The 16,665-nt window shown below is 51.3% G+C and carries 13 protein-coding genes; 7 read left to right on the top strand and 6 right to left on the bottom strand.

Features of this window, described 5'->3' with window-relative positions; translation table 11 throughout:
• The first annotated feature begins 67 nt into the window (after positions 1 to 67).
• Positions 68 to 2,098 carry a DNA polymerase III subunit gamma/tau gene (gene dnaX / locus H3L98_RS06730; RefSeq protein ID WP_027021327.1) on the top strand — a complete coding sequence of 677 codons (2,031 nt, stop codon included), beginning with the start codon at positions 68 to 70 and terminating at the stop codon, positions 2,096 to 2,098.
• A gap of 58 nt (positions 2,099 to 2,156) precedes the next feature.
• Here the strand turns inward: dnaX and H3L98_RS06725 are convergent, their stop codons facing one another.
• Positions 2,157 to 3,857 carry a proline--tRNA ligase gene (locus H3L98_RS06725; protein WP_027021326.1) on the bottom strand — a complete coding sequence of 567 codons (1,701 nt, stop codon included), beginning with the start codon at positions 3,855 to 3,857 and terminating at the stop codon, positions 2,157 to 2,159.
• 369 nt (positions 3,858 to 4,226) lie between these two features.
• On the opposite strand from H3L98_RS06725, the gene H3L98_RS06720 reads away from it, so the two are divergent.
• Both H3L98_RS06720 and potE read left to right on the top strand, forming a co-directional pair.
• Positions 4,227 to 6,398 (top strand): ornithine decarboxylase, encoded by a 2,172-nt coding sequence (locus H3L98_RS06720; protein WP_027021325.1) that lies wholly within the window; start codon positions 4,227 to 4,229, stop codon positions 6,396 to 6,398.
• 80 nt (positions 6,399 to 6,478) lie between these two features.
• Positions 6,479 to 7,795: a putrescine-ornithine antiporter gene (potE, locus tag H3L98_RS06715; RefSeq protein ID WP_027021324.1), complete on the top strand. Its 1,317-nt coding sequence runs from the start codon at positions 6,479 to 6,481 to the stop codon at positions 7,793 to 7,795.
• Positions 7,796 to 7,855: 60 nt separating this feature from the next.
• Here the strand turns inward: potE and H3L98_RS06710 are convergent, their stop codons facing one another.
• The 5 genes from H3L98_RS06710 to H3L98_RS06690 form a co-directional block, all read right to left on the bottom strand.
• The gene (locus tag H3L98_RS06710) at positions 7,856 to 9,157 is read right to left on the bottom strand and encodes a tetratricopeptide repeat protein (protein ID WP_051531968.1); all 1,302 of its coding nucleotides are present in this window, start codon (positions 9,155 to 9,157) and stop codon (positions 7,856 to 7,858) included.
• A gap of 78 nt (positions 9,158 to 9,235) precedes the next feature.
• Entirely contained in the window at positions 9,236 to 11,320 is a 2,085-nt protein-coding gene (locus H3L98_RS06705) for a RelA/SpoT family protein (protein ID WP_051531967.1), read from the bottom strand.
• Between the two features lie 82 nt (positions 11,321 to 11,402).
• Positions 11,403 to 11,609 (bottom strand): DNA-directed RNA polymerase subunit omega, encoded by a 207-nt coding sequence (gene rpoZ / locus H3L98_RS06700; RefSeq protein WP_027021322.1) that lies wholly within the window; start codon positions 11,607 to 11,609, stop codon positions 11,403 to 11,405.
• Between the two features lie 63 nt (positions 11,610 to 11,672).
• Complete coding sequence (gene gmk / locus H3L98_RS06695) at positions 11,673 to 12,293, bottom strand: guanylate kinase (protein WP_027021321.1); 621 nt, start codon at positions 12,291 to 12,293, stop codon at positions 11,673 to 11,675.
• Between the two features lie 78 nt (positions 12,294 to 12,371).
• The gene (locus H3L98_RS06690) at positions 12,372 to 12,797 is read right to left on the bottom strand and encodes a hypothetical protein (RefSeq protein ID WP_027021320.1); all 426 of its coding nucleotides are present in this window, start codon (positions 12,795 to 12,797) and stop codon (positions 12,372 to 12,374) included.
• 189 nt (positions 12,798 to 12,986) lie between these two features.
• Here H3L98_RS06690 and H3L98_RS06685 point away from each other — a divergent pair, with 189 nt between their 5' ends.
• The 4 genes from H3L98_RS06685 (at position 12,987) to coaBC (ending at position 16,650) form a co-directional block, all read left to right on the top strand.
• Positions 12,987 to 13,211, top strand: coding sequence for a hypothetical protein (locus H3L98_RS06685; RefSeq protein ID WP_027021319.1), 225 nt, complete (start codon positions 12,987 to 12,989; stop codon positions 13,209 to 13,211).
• Between the two features lie 75 nt (positions 13,212 to 13,286).
• A complete protein-coding gene (locus H3L98_RS06680) occupies positions 13,287 to 13,610 on the top strand; it encodes a low molecular weight protein tyrosine phosphatase family protein (RefSeq protein ID WP_027021318.1) in 324 nt (107 codons plus the stop codon).
• A 56-nt stretch (positions 13,611 to 13,666) separates the two neighbouring features.
• Positions 13,667 to 15,430 (top strand): serine/threonine-protein kinase, encoded by a 1,764-nt coding sequence (locus tag H3L98_RS06675; RefSeq protein WP_051531966.1) that lies wholly within the window; start codon positions 13,667 to 13,669, stop codon positions 15,428 to 15,430.
• A gap of 35 nt (positions 15,431 to 15,465) precedes the next feature.
• A complete protein-coding gene (coaBC, locus tag H3L98_RS06670; RefSeq protein ID WP_027021317.1) occupies positions 15,466 to 16,650 on the top strand; it encodes a bifunctional phosphopantothenoylcysteine decarboxylase/phosphopantothenate--cysteine ligase CoaBC in 1,185 nt (394 codons plus the stop codon).
• Positions 16,651 to 16,665: the final 15 nt, after the last annotated feature.

The following is a 16,665-nucleotide window of genomic DNA, read 5'->3' as shown; positions in this document are numbered from 1 at the left end:
ATTAAGGGGGCTTTGTTTTCAGAAAAAATGTTAAAATCGGCGGTTTACCGTTTTATGCAATTGCGCCATGACCCCCGCTTATCAAGTGCTCGCCCGCAAATGGCGACCGAAAACCTTTGCCGATTTAGTCGGGCAGGAACACATTGTTAAAGCCCTGCAAAACGCGCTCGCCGAAGGGCGTTTGCACCATGCCTACCTGCTGACTGGTACGCGGGGCGTGGGCAAAACCACCATTGCCCGTATTTTGGCAAAAGCCTTTAACTGCCACGCGCCGCAGCAGGGCGAGCCGTGTGGACAATGCGCCGCCTGTACCGCCATTGACCAAGGACGTTTTCCCGATTTGCTGGAAATTGACGCTGCATCCAACACAGGCATAGACAATATCCGCGAAGTGCTGGAAAACGCGCAATACGCACCCACGTCTGGCAAATATAAAGTCTATATTATTGACGAAGTGCATATGCTGTCCAAAAGTGCGTTTAACGCCATGTTGAAAACTTTGGAAGAGCCGCCGCCACACGTTAAATTTATTCTCGCGACTACCGACCCGCACAAAGTCCCCGTTACCGTATTAAGCCGCTGTTTGCAATTTGTGTTGCGTAATATGACCCCGCAGCAGGTATCGGCACATTTGGCGCATGTGTTGGACAGCGAAGGCATTGCTTACGAACACGCGGCTTTGCAACTGCTGGCACGCGCGGCGGCAGGTTCTATGCGCGATGCCTTAAGCCTGCTAGACCAAGCCATCGCCATGGGCGCAGGTAAGGTAAACGAAGCAGACGTACGCCGCATGACGGGTGCGCTTGACCAACAACACCTGTACCGCATCATCAACGCGCTGATTGCCCAAGACGGCAGCAGTTTATTGGCGCAGGCGCAGGAAATGGCAGCCAATGCCGTGGGCTTTGATGCCGCATTGGCAGAGTTGGCATTGCTGCTGCAACGTTTGGCACTGGTGCGCCACGTTCCCGCTGCACTGGCAGACGACCCCGAACGCGACACATTGCACAGTTTGGCAGAAGAACTGCACCCCGAACAAATCCAGCTGTATTATCAATGCGCGGTACACGGCAGACAGGATTTGCCGCTTGCCCCCGATGAATATGCTGGCTTTGTGATGACGCTGCTGCGGATGTTAGCATTTGCGCCGTTTGCTGCCGACAATACGCCTGTTCACGGCTATATTGACCATGCCGCTGCACCCACTGCCGAACGCCGCGCCATCTTGCCCGAAAACGCACCGCCGCTGCGCCGTCCCAGCGACGCCCACCCTGCCCCCAAACAATTCAAACCGCAAGATTTGCCCCCGCCCAAACCGCAGGAAATCCGCCGCCGCGACCACACGCCGCTGCCCCCTGCTGCGCCTGTTATTGCAGAAACCACACCCGCAGCCCCTGCGCCCGTTTTAGCAGAAACGGTAGAAGTAGAAGACACACCGCCGTGGTTGACCGACACCGAAACCACGTCCACCCCACCCGCAGAAAACGATTGTCCGCCGCCCATGCCGTGGGCAGAAGACGATGCACCGCCGCCGTGGTTGGACGATGAAGGTAATGATTTTGACGTAAGCCATTTTACCCCCGAAGCCGAAGCCCCGCTTATTCACGAACACACTAAAACCGAAGCAAGCACCGCAGCAGAAAATCCTACTGCTGATACCCCAGCAGCAGAACCCGCACCCGCCGCAGCCATGCCCGAATTAACGGCAGAAAACTGGTTTACCATTGTGTCGCGCATCGGCAAACAAGTGGCTGCCGCGCAAATGATGTTGCAGCATTTGGCATGGGTTTCTTTAGAAAACAACACACTCACGCTGGCATTGATGGACGAAAAAACCATTAAAAACGCGCCCGAATACGAGTACCGCGAGCGCATTATCCGCGCTTTGCGGCAGCATTACGGCAGCGGTTTAAACCTGCGTACCACGGCATGGCAAGATGATTGCGGTTGGGAAACGCCGTCTATGTACCGCGAACGGATTGTGCTGGAACAACGCGCCCAAGCCAAACAATATTTGGAACAAGATGCGGCAGTGCAGGCTTTATTGCAAACCTTTTCGGCGCGTTGGCGCGAAAGCAGTTTGCAACTGGCGGCTTAAAACCACAAAAATCCCCTTTGTAGCCAAACACGAAGGGGATTTTTTAATCAATAAAGTTTTATTCAAACAATGATTTTACTTCGGCAACAGCTACGCTGCGCGTTTCGCCGTTCGCGCGTTGGGTGTATTCCACCACGCCTTCTTTCAAGCCGCGGTCGCCAATGACAATGCGGTGCGGAATGCCCAGCAATTCGCTGTCGTTGAGCAACACGCCTGCACGTTCATCGCGGTCGTCCAGCAGCACATCGACGCCCGCTGCCAGCAGTTGCGCGTACAAATCATCGGCGGCTTGGCGCACGGCTTCGGATTTTTTGTAGTTCATCGGCACAATCACGGCGGTAAACGGTGCCATGCTGTCCGTCCAAATCATGCCGCGTTCGTCATGATTTTGCTCGATGGCGGCGGCGACAATACGGGTAATGCCGATGCCGTAACAGCCCATTTCCATCACTTGCGATTTGCCGTTGTTGTCCAAGAATACGGCGTTCATGGCAGCGGAATATTTGTCGCGCAACTGGAAAACGTGTCCCACTTCAATACCGCGTGCCAGTTTCAGGCTGCCTGTACCGCAAGGGCTGGGGTCGCCCGCTACGACATTGCGCAAATCCACAAATTCGGGTTCGGCGGCATCGCGCCCGAAGTTAAAGCCTGTGTAGTGGCAGTCGTTTTCATTTGCGCCAATCACCCAATCCGCGCCTTTTTCCAGCGCATAATCGGCATACACTTTGCCTGTAAAACCAACAGGACCCAACGAACCGCCGTCCGCACCAAAGGCAGCGCGTACCGCTTCAGGCGACGCCATTTCCAAAGGCGATTTCACGCCCGCCAGTTTTTCCGCTTTGATGTCGTTAAATTCATGGTCGCCGCGCAGCAGCAGCAACACCAGCTCGCCTTCGTTTTCGCCTGCCACCACAATGGATTTCATGGTGGTTTCTACAGGGATAGTTAAAAATTCAACCAGTTGGGCAATGGTTTTAACATTGGGCGTGGACACTTTGTTTAAAGGTGCGGCTGGCGCGGCGCGTTCGCCCGCTAAAGGCAGGGTTTGCGCCAATTCCACATTGGCGGCGTAATCGGAAGCGTCGCTGTAGGCAATCACGTCTTCGCCCGATTCGGCAATCACTTGAAATTCATGCGAACCTGTACCGCCGATGCTGCCCGTATCCGCCGCCACAGGACGGTAATCCAAGCCCAAGCGGTCAAAAATACGGCAATAAGCATCATACATAGGCTGATAACCATCTTTAACCAGCGATTCGTAATCGGCATGGAAGGAATAAGCATCTTTCATCACAAACTCACGCGCGCGCATCACGCCGAAACGGGGGCGCACTTCGTCGCGGAATTTGGTGTTGATGTGGTAAAAGTTTTTCGGCAGTTGTTTGTAAGAATTAAATTCTTTGCGGACAATATCGGTAATCACTTCTTCGCAAGTCGGACCAAGGCAGAAATCGCGTTCGTGGCGGTCTTTTATCCGCAGCAGTTCTTTACCGTAAAAGTCCCAACGCCCGCTTTCCTGCCACAATTCGGCAGCTTGCACCACAGGCATCAGCAGTTCCACCGCCCCTGCGCGGTTCATTTCTTCGCGCACAATGTTTTCCACTTTACGCAATACGCGCAAACCCATCGGCATCCAAGTGTACAAACCCGAAGCATTGGCTTTAATCAAGCCTGCGCGTAACATCAATTTGTGGCTGGGCAGCGCGGCTTCGGCAGGCGCTTCTTTTAAGGTGGAAATAAAAAATTGGCTGGCTTTCATCGGGGAAATTCCTTGGCGACAACATTAAAACAAATAAAACGGCGATTCTAACAAGATTTCAAGCTGCCCGAAACCGAAGTAGCAGCAACATCAAAATTACCACTTATTACACATCAAAAAACACCTAATGGATTGCCTTTAGAACCCTTTCTTGACCCTAATCAACACAACATCAGAACAAGTATTTTATAATTATGCTATACACTCTAAACCACTATCAATAAAAACTTCTTTTAACAAACGGGTGTCCGTGTTCGGCAGATTCCGTTTTTCTACTGATTCCCGTTTGCACAGAATATTACGTCTCTGTTTAAACGATGGGGCGTGGTATTGCTACTTTCTTCAACACAACCCAAGGGATAATTTGCTATGACATACTTAAAAATTGCCGCCTGTCCTTCCGTTCAAGAAGGCTTTATTACCGATGCTTACGAAGTGGTCAATCTGCATCAAAGCGACCTGACCAATATCGGCGCAGTGGTTTCATCGGTAGAACACATTGAAACAGCGGTGGAAAAAGTCAAAAATTCTGGTTTTGGCGTGCCTGTTTTCTTGGCATTGCAACCCAATGAAGCCGTACCTGCCGCCGTGTTGCCCGAATTAAGCGGCGTAATTCAACTGGGTTTGGGCAGCCGCCATTACTACGGCAAACAAATTGCCGCTGCCGCCGACGAATACGCCGCCCAGCTTGCCCCACCGTTTTTCAACGCCCTGAAAAACTACACCAAACGCGGTTACGCCGCCTTTGACTGCCCCGGACACCAAGGCGGACAGTTCTTTGCCAAACACCCCGCAGGGCGCGAATTTTTCCACTTTTTCGGCGAAAACCTGTTCCGTGCCGACTTGTGTAATGCCGATGTGCGTTTGGGCGACTTGCTGATTCACGAAGGTCCTGCCTGCGCCGCGCAAAAACACGCCGCCAAAGTTTATCACGCCGACAAAACCTATTTTGTCCTCAACGGCACGTCCACAGCCAATAAAGTGGTGACCAGCGCCCTGTTGGCAAAAGACGATTTGGTTTTGTTTGACCGCAACAACCACAAATCCATCCATTTGGGCGCATTGATGATTTGCGGCGCGCGCCCCGTTTACCTGCAAACCGCGCGTAATCCCTACGGCTTTATCGGCGGTATTGATGCCGCGTGTTTTGACGAAGACTATATCCGCGCCGAAATCCGCAAAGTCGCGCCCGAACGCGCCGATGCCGAACGCCCGTTCCGTTTGGCGGTGATTCAGCTTGGCACTTACGACGGCACCATTTACAACGCCCGTCAGGTGGTGGACCGCATCGGTCATTTGTGCGACTACATTTTATTTGATTCCGCATGGGTGGGCTACGAACAATTTATCCCGATGATGCGCGACTGTTCGCCGCTGTTGCTGGAACTGAACGAAAACGACCCCGGTATTATCGTGACCCAATCGGTACACAAACAGCAGTCTGGATTTTCGCAAACCTCACAAATCCATAAAAAAGACAGCCACATCAAAGGACAAAAACGTTATTGCAACCACAAGCGTTTTAACAATGCCTTTATGATGCACGCCTCTACCAGCCCGTTTTACCCCATGTTTGCCGCCTTGGACGTGAACGCCAAAATGCACGAAGGCGAAGCGGGACGCAAATTGTGGCGCGATTGTGTGCGCGTGGGCGTGGAAGCGCGTAAGTTGATGCTGGACACCTGCAAAATGATTCGCCCGTTTGTCCCCGAAACGGTGGACGGCAAGCCGTGGCAGAGCTACGAAACCGAAACCATTTGCGATGATTTGCGCTTTTTCCGCTTTGAACCCGATGCAAAATGGCATTCGTTTGAAGGTTATGCCGAAAACCAATATTTTGTGGACCCGTGCAAATTATTGCTGACCACCCCCGGTATTAACGTACAAACAGGGGCTTATGAAGATTTTGGCGTTCCTGCCACGATTTTGGCGAATTTCTTGCGCGACAACGGCATTGTTCCCGAAAAATGCGATTTGAACTCTATTTTGTTCCTGCTGACACCGTCTGAAAATTTGGCGAAGCTGCAGCATTTAACCGCTTTGATTGCGCGTTTTGAACGGCATATTGAAAACGACAGCCTGATGTGCGATGTGCTGCCCAGTGTGTATGCGCGTTATGAAGATTATTACCGTGGCTACACCATCCGCCGTCTGTGCCGCGAAATGCACGAGTTCTATAAACGCAATGATATGAAAAACCTGCAAAAAGCCATGTTCCGCGCCGACGGTTGGCCGCGTCAGGCGATGAGTGCCTACGATGCACAGCAAGCTCTGATTCGCAATGAAGTGCATTTGGTGCGTTTGAGTGAAATTGCGGGCAAAGTGGCGGCAGAAGGTGCGCTGCCCTATCCACCGGGGGTGTTGTGTACGGTTCCGGGTGAAGTGTGGGGCGGGGCGGTACAGCAGTATTTTCTGGCATTAGAAGAAGGCATCAATTCGCTGCCGGGTTTTGAACCAGAAATTCAGGGCGTGTATTTGCAGGAACAGGAAGACGGCAGCCGTCGTGCTTTCGGTTACGCAGTCAATACTGAACAAGCATAGTTTCGGGCGAGATGCAGGCTGCCTGAAATAAGGTTTCAGGCAGCCTGTTTAGGTGTAACCATTCAGAAAGGTAAAAAATTATGGCTGTTTCTAAAAATAAAATGAGTGTCGTCCAACTGACGATTCTAACCGTTGTCAATATGATGGGTTCGGGCATTATTATGCTGCCTGCCAAATTGGCACAAGTCGGCACGGTGTCGATTTTATCGTGGCTGGTTACCGCCGTCGGCTCAATGGCGTTGGCGTATGCCTTTGCCAAATGCGGACGCTTCAGCCGCAACAGCGGCGGCATGGGCGGTTATGCCGAATATTCTTTCGGCAAATCAGGCAATTTTATGGCGAACTACACTTATGCCGTTTCGCTGTTGATTGCCAATGTGGCGATTGCCATTTCCGCCGTCGGCTACCTGAAAACCTTTATGGGCTGGAATTTGTCGCCTTTAGAAGTGGCCATCGGTACGGTGCTGTTTGTGTGGGCGACCATGGCGGCAAACTTCGGCGGTGCATCGGTAACGGGTAAAATCAGCAGCGTGACCGTGTGGGGCGTGGTGCTGCCTGTGGTGGGCGTGTCGCTGTTCGGCTGGTTTTGGTTCAGCCCCGAAATGTATGCGGCGGCATGGAATCCGCACAATATGCCTTTAAGCGAAGCCGTTCCCGCTTCCATTGCCATTACATTGTGGGCGTTTTTGGGTTTGGAATCCGCTTGCGCCAATGCTGATGCGGTGGACAATCCTGAAAAAAACGTCCCGATTGCCGTGTTGTGGGGTACCTTGATTACGGCGGTGATTTATATTGCATCCACCAATGTGGTGGCAGGCATTGTGCCGAATGCTTCCTTGGCGGCTTCCGACGCGCCTTTCGGCTTGGTGTTTGCATCCATGTTTAACCACACCGCAGGGCAAATCGTGATTGCGCTGATGATTATGTCTTGTACAGGTTCACTGCTGGGCTGGCAGTTTACCATCGCCCAAGTGTTTAAATCGGGCGCGGACGAAGGTTATTTTATTCCGCAATTCGGCAAAGTCAGCCGCACCAACACACCTGTATTGGGTATGCTGATTATTGCCTCGGTGCAAACGGTGCTGGCACTGATGACGGTTAGCCCCAGCCTGAGCAAACAGTTTGATATTTTGGTGAATTTGGCGGTCGTCACCAATCTGATTCCGTATATTTTGTCGATGTCGGCAATTATCGTGCTGCAAAAAGCCAATCAGGTGCCGCATAAAGAAATGGTGTTTACTTCGCTGATTGCCTTTGTCGGCAACCTGTACAGCTTTTACGCGCTTTACGGCGCAGGTATGGAAGCAATGTATTGGGGCGGTATGGCGGTATTTGCTGGCTGGGTGTTGTACGGCAAAGTGGTTTCCACCAAATATGATTTAAAACAACCGTTCTAAACACAGCAGGCTGCCTGAATAAGCGTTTCAGGCAGCCTGTTATCTTAACGGGGAATGGGTTTAATGACCTTGAGCTTTTAATTGTTGCAGCGCACGTTTGGCATCTTCATGCCCCTGTTCGGCTGCCTTTTTCAACCATTTCCTTGCCAACTCATTACTTTGTTTTACACCATGCCCATTGTAATACAAAGTACCAAGGTCAAATTGGGCTTGGGCATTCCCTTGCATAGCCGCTTTTTCCCACCATTTCCATGCCAAGGCATAATCTTTAGATACACCCTGTGCACCAAAGTAATAAAATCCGCCCAAATTCTGTTGTGCGTTGATATTTCCCTGCACAGCAGATTTTTCCAACCATTGTCGCGCCAGTTCATCATTTTGCTTCACACCCAAGCCCAAATGATACAAAGCAGCAAGATTAAATTGCGCTTCGGCATTTTCTTGTAGCGCCGATTTTTCATACCACTGTAGCGCCAATTTATGGTCTTGCCCTACACCATCGCCACCTTCCTGATACAATATGCCCAGCATATTTTGTGCATCAGAATGTCCTTGAACAGCCGCTTTTTCTAGCCATTGCTGCGCCAATTGGTCATTCTGTTTCACACCGTTTCCATACCGATACAGCAAACCCAAACCAAATTGGGCATCGGCACTACCCCTCACCGCAGCTTTTTCATACCACTGTTTTGCCAAACCACCGTTTACCGCTACACCCAATCCATCTGCATACATCAGCCCCAAATTATATTGAGCGCCCATATGCCCCTGTGCAGCCGCTTTCTCATACCATTGTTTTGCCAAGTTATGATTCACTGCCACACCTTGCCCTTTGGCATACATTACCCCTAGATTGTATTGTGCTTCAACATTTCCTGCCGCCGCAGCCTTTTCCCACCATTGCCGTGCCAGCTTATCATTTTGCACCCCACCCAACCCGTTAGCATACAACGCCCCCAAATTGCTTGCTGCTTTAATATGTCCTTGTGCAGCAGCTTTTTCATGCCATTGCCGCGCCAATTCATAGTTTTGTGTTACCCCATGCCCCTTTTCATATATCACACCAAGATTATATTGTGCTTCGGCAAATCCCTTTGCCGCTGCTTTTTCATACCATTGTCGCGCTAATCCATAATCTTGCGCCACACCATGCCCACCCGCATACAATACACCCAGATTGTTTTGCGCTTCGGCATTGTTTTTTAAAGCTTCTGTTTCCAACAATCTTTTGGTTTCCGCATAATCACCGCGTTCATAGGCAGCTGCTGCCTGTTGAAGATTAGGATTGTTTTCTGCCTGTACCGACAATGTCAGCGCAGACAGCACAGCAACAAACGATAAAGCGATATTCTTATTTTTCATAAGATTATTTTCTCTTAAAAATCATCAGCCATTCTGATGTACCCACAGACACATCAGAATGGCAAACAGAAACAAAACTTACACCCGTTCCACCGAACGCACTTGCACAATGCGCCGTAAAGCCTGTTCGGTTGCCTGCAAATCCGCCAAACTGCCCACACGCACGCTAAAGCGGAACACCATCGTTCCCGTATCATCTACCAAAGACACGGTATCCAAAGCATTGATGTTACTTCCGCTTTCCGAAACCGCCGCTGTCAGCGCCGCCAACAATCCATGTGCATCGGCACTCAATACCCGCAGTTCCACATCGTAGCCTTGCGCCGAACGGCTGCGCCATTCAGCATCCACCTGCCGTTCAGACGGCGCTTGCAACAGGCGCGGACAGTGTTCGCGGTGAATGGTAAAGCCGTCGCCCGAACCGCGCACCGCGCGTACCGCATCGCCCGCCACAGGACGACAACACACGCCCAATACCACGCCTTCCGCACCTGCATCCACACACACGGGCGCATCGTTCCACTCTACGCCTTCCGCCAAACGGCGCACGGCTTCCTGAACGCTGATTTCGCCGCTGCCTACGCGGTAACACCATTCTTCATCGTAATCGGGCGCAGTTTGTTGGGATGCGGCAAATGCCTGTTCCAATAAAATTTTACCCAATTGCGCCGCTTGGCTGCGGTTGCGCCGCTTCAAATACTGGCGGATGGCGCTGCGGGCGCGTCCCGTTACCACCCAGTCCAGCCATTGTGGTTTGACTTGCAATGCACCGCCTTTTTCTACAGCATTGATAATCACTTGGTCGCCGTTGTGCAAGCGGGTACGCAGCGGCTGCCCTTCTTTTTTATTAATCTCTGCGCTGATGCAGCGGTGTCCCAAATCGCTGTGAATGGCATAGGCAAAATCCAAAGCGGTTGCGCCACGCGGCAGGGTAATGATTTCGCCCTCTCGGGTGTACACATACACTTCATTACCCGCTGCCAAATCGCCTTTAACATGGCTCATAAATTCGGTGGCATCGCCGTCGCTGCGCTCTTGCAATTCCAAAATATCTTCCAACCATTGTTTGGTGCGCTGCAAAGTATTGGCGCTGTCCAACACCGAAGCAATCCCGCTTTCAGCAATGGAATGCATTTGGCGGGTGCGGATTTGCACTTCAATCGGCAAACCTTGCGGACCTTTCAAAGTGGTGTGCAGGCTTTGATAGCTGTTGCTTTTGGGAATGGCAATATGGTCTTTAAAACGCTTTAAATCAGGACGGTACAGCATGTGCATCACGCCCAAAGCGGTATAACAGTCCAAATTGCTGTCCACCAGCACGCGAATGCTGTAAATATCAAACACTTGCTCAAAGCCTACTTTACGGCGTTTCATTTTTTCGTAAATGCTGTACAAATGCTTTTCGCGCCCGTCAATTTCGGCATTGGCAATATTATTTTCGCTCAAGCCTTTGGCAAAATTTGCTACTACGGTATCAATCACTTCGCCATATTGGTCGCGGAAGGTTTGCATGGCTTTTTGCAAGGTGCGAAAACGCTCGGGATACAGGTGTTCAAACGCCAAATCCTGTAATTCGCGATAGACGCTGTTAAAGCCCAAACGGTTGGCAATGGGGGCATGAATTTCTAAAGTTTCACGGGCAGTGCTGCGGCGTTTGGCAATTTTGTCTACGCCATACAGGGTACGCATATTGTGCAAACGGTCAGACAGCTTTACCAAAATCACGCGCACGTCTTTGGTCATCGCCATCACCAGCTTGCGGAAACTTTCTGCCTGATGCAGGGCTTTGTCGGAATAATCAAATTTGTTCAGCTTGGATACGCCGTCCACCAGCTCGGTAATGGTGCGCCCAAACCATTCCACCATATGCCCGTATTCTATTTCGGTGTCTTCCAATACATCGTGCAGCAAACCGGCGCAAAGGGTTTCAATATCCATATTCCACTTTGCCAGCTCTTCGGTAACGGCAATGGGGTGGGTAATATAAGGTTCGCCGCTTTTGCGCTCTTGTCCACTATGGGCGCGAAACGCCACCGCGCAGGCTTTTTCCAGCAATTGGCGTTCTTCTTCGTTTAAATAATGGGCGGCAGCGAACAGCTTTTCACGCGCAGGCAGGGTGTACAGGCTGTCGTAAGTGGCGGTGGGGGCTGGGGGCAGTTTCATGATGTTTTCCTTTATACTTCTTAAACTTCTAAAAATAAAACGGCATCTGCCTGAAGCGATGCCGTTAAAGCCTGTGTGCGGGTTACTTGCTGCGCGAGAGAATTTCTGTGCCGATTTGTCCAGCGGCGATTTCGCGCAAAGCGGTAACAGTTGCCTTATTGTGGCGCACATCGTCCACCAGTGGGGAAGAACCGTTTTCCAATTGGCGGGCGCGGCGGGCGGCGGTAAGCGTCAAATCAAAGTGGTTGGGAATTTTGCTGATGCAGTCTTCTACAGTAATACGTGCCATAAGTTTGCCTTTTTTAATCATTTTTCCCGCGTAAACGGGGCTTGTAATATATTAACACCGATTTTAATGATTTTGCAAAACTTTTTCAATGGTTTTGCGCTGCTGTTTTTGGCTGAAGCGGTGGGCTTTGAAAATATGCAGCAAATCGCGTTCCGCTTGGTCTAAATCCTTATTTTCCACAACAAAATCAAAAATAAAGGCTTGCTGAATTTCCTGCTCGGCTTTTAATAGGCGGCGGGCAACCACTTCGGCGCTGTCGGTATCGCGCCTGCGCAAACGCTCGCCCAGCTCTGCCAGCGACGGCGGCAAAATAAACACGCTGACGGCATCGGGCAGCAAACGGCGCACCTGTTCCGCGCCCTGAATGTCAATTTCCAAAATCACATCAAAGCCCTGATTGCACAAATCTTCCACGCCCGCCATGCCCGTGCCGTAATAATTACCAAACACTTCGGCGTGTTCCAAAAACGCGCCCTGTCCCACCAAGTCCATAAAAGTTTCTTTGGAAACAAAATAATAATGTTCGCCATCAGTTTCGCCCGCACGCGGGGCGCGGGTGGTGTGCGACACCGACACACGAATGCGGTTATCAGGATTGGCACACAGGCGCGACACCAGCGTGGTTTTGCCCGTGCCGGATGCAGCAGAAATAATAAAAACATTGCCTTTGTTGTGATGTGTCATAAACGGCTTTCGCAAACAGGATAGGAAAACGCTGCGATTGTACGCCGCAGCCTGTGGCTTTTCAACCGCGCACGCGCATTATTGTGTTTGAAAATCCGCCTGATAACGCTTGCCATCTACCGTCCATTCCGCAATCCAATCGTGGCGCGACAAGCTGCACACAGGTAAACGCAGCTGCTCGCCCCGCCAAACGCCCTGCCCCTTGTGTTGCAAATCAAAGCGGTTAAAGCCCATGTCCATATCCCGCATAGCAAACGACAGCGACACCGCTTGCGTATCCAAAGGCAAACCCGATACCGACACCGCAAACGGCTGTTCGTTCCCGCCCACCCCCATCAGCTTCAATTGCGCCCCGCCGTCAAAACGACAACCTTCGGCAGCAGGATTACACGACAGCGTTTGTACTTCAGGCTGACGGCTTTGCCACCACAGCAACATCGCCACCTTCGCCGCCGCAAACAGCAGCAACAGCACCGCCAGCATGATTTTTTGAGCAGGTTTCATCGGTATTCCACAGGTAAAACAACAGGCGCAAACTATAAACACTTTTCCACCACAATAAAAGCCATTTGACAACACACCCGCGCACACCGTAATATCCGATTTTTATCCGCATCCAAAACCCATTGCTTGATATTTCATATCGCGGCTGCTGAACCCGTTGATTTGTTAATATTACAAGGTTTTGAATAAATGGATAATATCCCCCAAAATCGCACCCGTGCATGGCGGCGTTGGCAAAAACGTCGTTCCCAACACAACCAATCCGCCACCCCGCGCAAAATCCCAGAACCGCGCTGTTTGGAAAAAGATTGGGGCTTGATGTACAGCCGCAGCGAAAAAGTCCGCCGCGCCAGGCAATTGCGTTTTATCTATCCCATATGCGCCCAATCCTTCCATTCCGAATGGTTTGATTGATTGTTTTCACACCCTTTCAGGCAGTTTTCCCATGGCGAAAACTGCCTGAATCCACATTTACCTTTCGTCAGAAACATGAATTTACTGTTTATTTGTAGCCGCAACCAATGGCGTAGCCCCACTGCCGAAACCATTTTCCGCCGCCATCCCTCTATTCAGGTACGTTCTGCAGGGACATCGCCCAATGCACGGCGCACCGTTAGCGCGGCGGATATTGCGTGGGCAGACAAAATTTTGGTAATGGAAGAAAAACACCAATCGCGCCTACGCGCCACATTTGCCCGCGCATTGCAGCACAAAACCCTAATTGTGTTGGATATTCCTGATGATTACCGTTATATGGATGCCGAATTGGTGGAACTGCTTAAAAGTGCTGTTGCCCCGCATTTGCCCGCATAGCCGCAACGATAAAGAAATGTTATATTTCGCCCAATTGCATTGACTTGCTTTCCCCAATGTCCCACCCCTACCCGCTTACTGCCGAACAGCTACTTCACCAAAACTACCGCATTGTCCGCATACTCGGTTCGGGCGGTTTTGGTGTAACTTATCTGACCGAACACATCCGTTTGGGCAACCGCTTTGTTATCAAAGAATATTTCCCATCTGAATTGGCACAACGCCTGCCCAAGAGCAGCGAAGTTTTACCCCATCACGCCCACCGCGAATTATTTGAACGCGGTATGCGCTATTTTTTCCGTGAAGCGCAACTGCTGCACCGACTGAAACACCCCAATATCGTTCCCGTAACCGACTTGTTTGAAGCCAACAGCACCGCTTATTTTGTGATGCCCTATATTGGCGGCGACACTTTTTCTGATTACCTGCGCCAGCACCCCCAGCCCAACCGCACAAAATTAAACAACATTTTTCTGCCACTGCTTGATGCTTTAGAATATCTGCACAATCAGCGCATTCTGCACCGCGACATTAAGCCGCAAAACATTCTGCTGGCGGAGAACACACCGATACTGATTGATTTTGGCGCGGCAAGGCGTTTTGCGGCTGGGCCAAATACGCAAAGTTCGCTGCTGTTTATCAGTCAAGGCTATTCGCCGATTGAACAATACGGCGGCAGCGGCAAACTGTCGCCTGCTAGCGATTTATACGCGCTTTCCGCCTGCCTGTATCAAGCGGTAACGGGCAAGCTGCCGCTGCCTGCGACTGACCGCATCGGCCGCAGGTTGCCTACGCTGACCGATAATCCCGACTACCGCGTCCGCTATCCGCAGGCATGGCTGGCGGCGGTGGACAAGGGCTTTAGTTTGGCACCGCCGCAACGCTTTCAAACGGTGGCGCAAATGCGCCAAGCCCTTAATAATGCGGCAAACAATGGCAGTGAAACCGCCACGCCGCCGCCCGCACTGCACAAGCAGCCTGAAAAAGCGGCTGCGGTTAAGCCGACAACAAAAGCTGAGGAGCAAAACAAGGCAGATAAAAATGTGTTTAATGTAGTCTTTTTTGTGATTATTACATTGATGATGCTGCTGTTTTTGGCTTCGTATTATGATAAACATGCAAAACTAGATGTCTATATCGCGGAAACCCCTGCTTTGAGCGAAAGCGCATCGGATATAGAGGGAATGGATAATGCTTCTGCCGTTTATGCTTCGGATGCCAGTGCAATAGGAGTACAAGATGCTGCTTCGGAGTCTTGGGGAGAGGCTTCATCTGTGACAGAATATACAAATAAGGTAGCGTCTTCGGCAGCAGTGGAAGTTGCTGACTACTCGGAGAGTGAATCAGCTATAGATATAAACAACTCGGAGCCTTTGGTAATAATGGAAATTCCCCATCGTTCAGAAACTGATGTAACTGCATCGCAAAATCGCTATTCGGAAGCATCAGCTTTAGGCAAAGAGCAAATTGACAGACCAAGGCGTGATGTTGCTCTGAATGGAGATGAGGCATTAGTAGAACTTAGAATGGCTGCTGAGCAAGGCAATGTCAATGCACAATATAATTTGGCTTTGATGTACTACAATGGGGATAGGGTAAGTACAGATAACCGACAAGCGGCGGAGTGGTTTCGTAAGGCAGCCGAACAGGGGTATGCATCGGGACAGCTTAGTTTGGGCGTGATGTATGAACATGGAGAAGGTATTAACCAAGACCGAGAGCAGGCTATCTATTGGTACCGTCAAGCCGCCCAGCAAAATGATAATAAAGAAGCCAAAAAATTCGCCCAAGCCGCCCTAAAACGCCTATACGCCCAATAAACCACTATTTACACAAATTAAATTCAATAAAAACCATGTCCAAACACATTCTATTAGCCGTTTGCGGCGGCATTGCCGCGTATAAATCCTGCGAACTGGTGCGCCTGCTGAAAAAACAAGGGCATAGCGTTACCGTTGCCATGTCTCGCGCCGCCACCGAATTTGTGTCCGCACAAACCTTTCAGGCCTTAAGCGGCAATCCCGTCCTCACCGAAAACGGCGGCACGGGCAACGGCATGGCGCACATCAACGCCACCCGCGCCGCCGATGTGATGCTGATTGCGCCTGCCACCGCCAACACCCTCGCCAAAATCGCCCGCGGCATTGCCGACAATCTGATTACCGAACTGGCGGCGGCGCGAACCTGTCCGCTGGCGGTTGCCCCTGCCATGAATGTGCAAATGTGGCATAACCCCGCCAATCAACGCAATATCAAGCAGTTGCAGCAAGACGGCATTACCGTGTTTGCGCCCGCCCACGGCGAACAGGCTTGCGGCGAAGTGGGCGCAGGCAGAATGCCCGAAGCGGCGGAATTGGCGGATTTGCTGCCCGATGTGTGGTCGCCGCAACTTTTGGCAGGGCAAACCGTGCTGCTGACCGCAGGCGCAGGCTATGAAGCGATAGACCCCGTGCGCGGCATCACCAATATTTCCAGCGGACAAATGGGCGTGGCATTGGCGCGGGCGTGTCGGCGGGCGGGTGCAGCGGTTAAGCTGGTGTACGGCAAATTGTCCGTGCCTTTGCCTGCGGGTTTAACGTTTACACAGCAGGCATTAAGCGCGTGTGAAATGTATGAAGCGGTGCAGGCGCAGTTGCCCGACAGCGATATTTTTATTGCGGTGGCGGCGGTGGCGGATTACCGCGTTGCCAATGCTTCGGCGCAGAAAATGAAAAAAACGGGCAACGCGCCCGTATTGGAATTGGTAGAAAACCCCGATATTTTACAATCGGTTGCCACGATGCCAAACGCGCCGTTTTGCGTGGGTTTTGCTGCCGAAAGCGAAAACGTGTTGGACTACGCCCGCGCCAAACGCGCCAAGAAAAACGTCCCTTTATTGGTGGCGAACCAAGTGTTCGAAGCAATGGGAAAAACCACCAATAAGATTGTTTTACTAGATGATTTTGCTGAAACCGCGCTACCCGAAATGAGCAAAGATGCCGCCGCTGATGCCATCGTACAGCGCATCGCGCAATTAAGGGGCAAGGCGCAAGGCGTGTAAAAGCGCGTTATAATG

It is taken from the genome of Conchiformibius steedae (assembly GCF_014054725.1).
Taxonomy (GTDB): domain Bacteria; phylum Pseudomonadota; class Gammaproteobacteria; order Burkholderiales; family Neisseriaceae; genus Conchiformibius; species Conchiformibius steedae.
The sequence above is the reverse complement of the archived record's forward strand: the minus strand, read 5'-3'. Positions and strand labels throughout refer to the sequence as shown.

Bases quoted from the DNA above. Each gene is read 5' to 3' on its own strand.
- H3L98_RS06690 (WP_027021320.1), bottom strand. From the start codon at position 12,797: ATGAAACCTGCTCAAAAAATCATGCTGGCGGTGCTGTTGCTGCTGTTT.
- coaBC (WP_027021317.1), top strand. From the start codon at position 15,466: ATGTCCAAACACATTCTATTAGCCGTTTGCGGCGGCATTGCCGCGTAT.
- H3L98_RS06720 (WP_027021325.1), top strand. From the start codon at position 4,227: ATGACATACTTAAAAATTGCCGCCTGTCCTTCCGTTCAAGAAGGCTTT.
- H3L98_RS06680 (WP_027021318.1), top strand. From the start codon at position 13,287: ATGAATTTACTGTTTATTTGTAGCCGCAACCAATGGCGTAGCCCCACT.
- H3L98_RS06705 (WP_051531967.1), bottom strand. From the start codon at position 11,320: ATGAAACTGCCCCCAGCCCCCACCGCCACTTACGACAGCCTGTACACC.
- rpoZ (WP_027021322.1), bottom strand. From the start codon at position 11,609: ATGGCACGTATTACTGTAGAAGACTGCATCAGCAAAATTCCCAACCAC.
- dnaX (WP_027021327.1), top strand. From the start codon at position 68: ATGACCCCCGCTTATCAAGTGCTCGCCCGCAAATGGCGACCGAAAACC.
- H3L98_RS06685 (WP_027021319.1), top strand. From the start codon at position 12,987: ATGGATAATATCCCCCAAAATCGCACCCGTGCATGGCGGCGTTGGCAA.
- potE (WP_027021324.1), top strand. From the start codon at position 6,479: ATGGCTGTTTCTAAAAATAAAATGAGTGTCGTCCAACTGACGATTCTA.
- gmk (WP_027021321.1), bottom strand. From the start codon at position 12,293: ATGACACATCACAACAAAGGCAATGTTTTTATTATTTCTGCTGCATCC.
- H3L98_RS06710 (WP_051531968.1), bottom strand. From the start codon at position 9,157: ATGAAAAATAAGAATATCGCTTTATCGTTTGTTGCTGTGCTGTCTGCG.
- H3L98_RS06675 (WP_051531966.1), top strand. From the start codon at position 13,667: ATGTCCCACCCCTACCCGCTTACTGCCGAACAGCTACTTCACCAAAAC.
- H3L98_RS06725 (WP_027021326.1), bottom strand. From the start codon at position 3,857: ATGAAAGCCAGCCAATTTTTTATTTCCACCTTAAAAGAAGCGCCTGCC.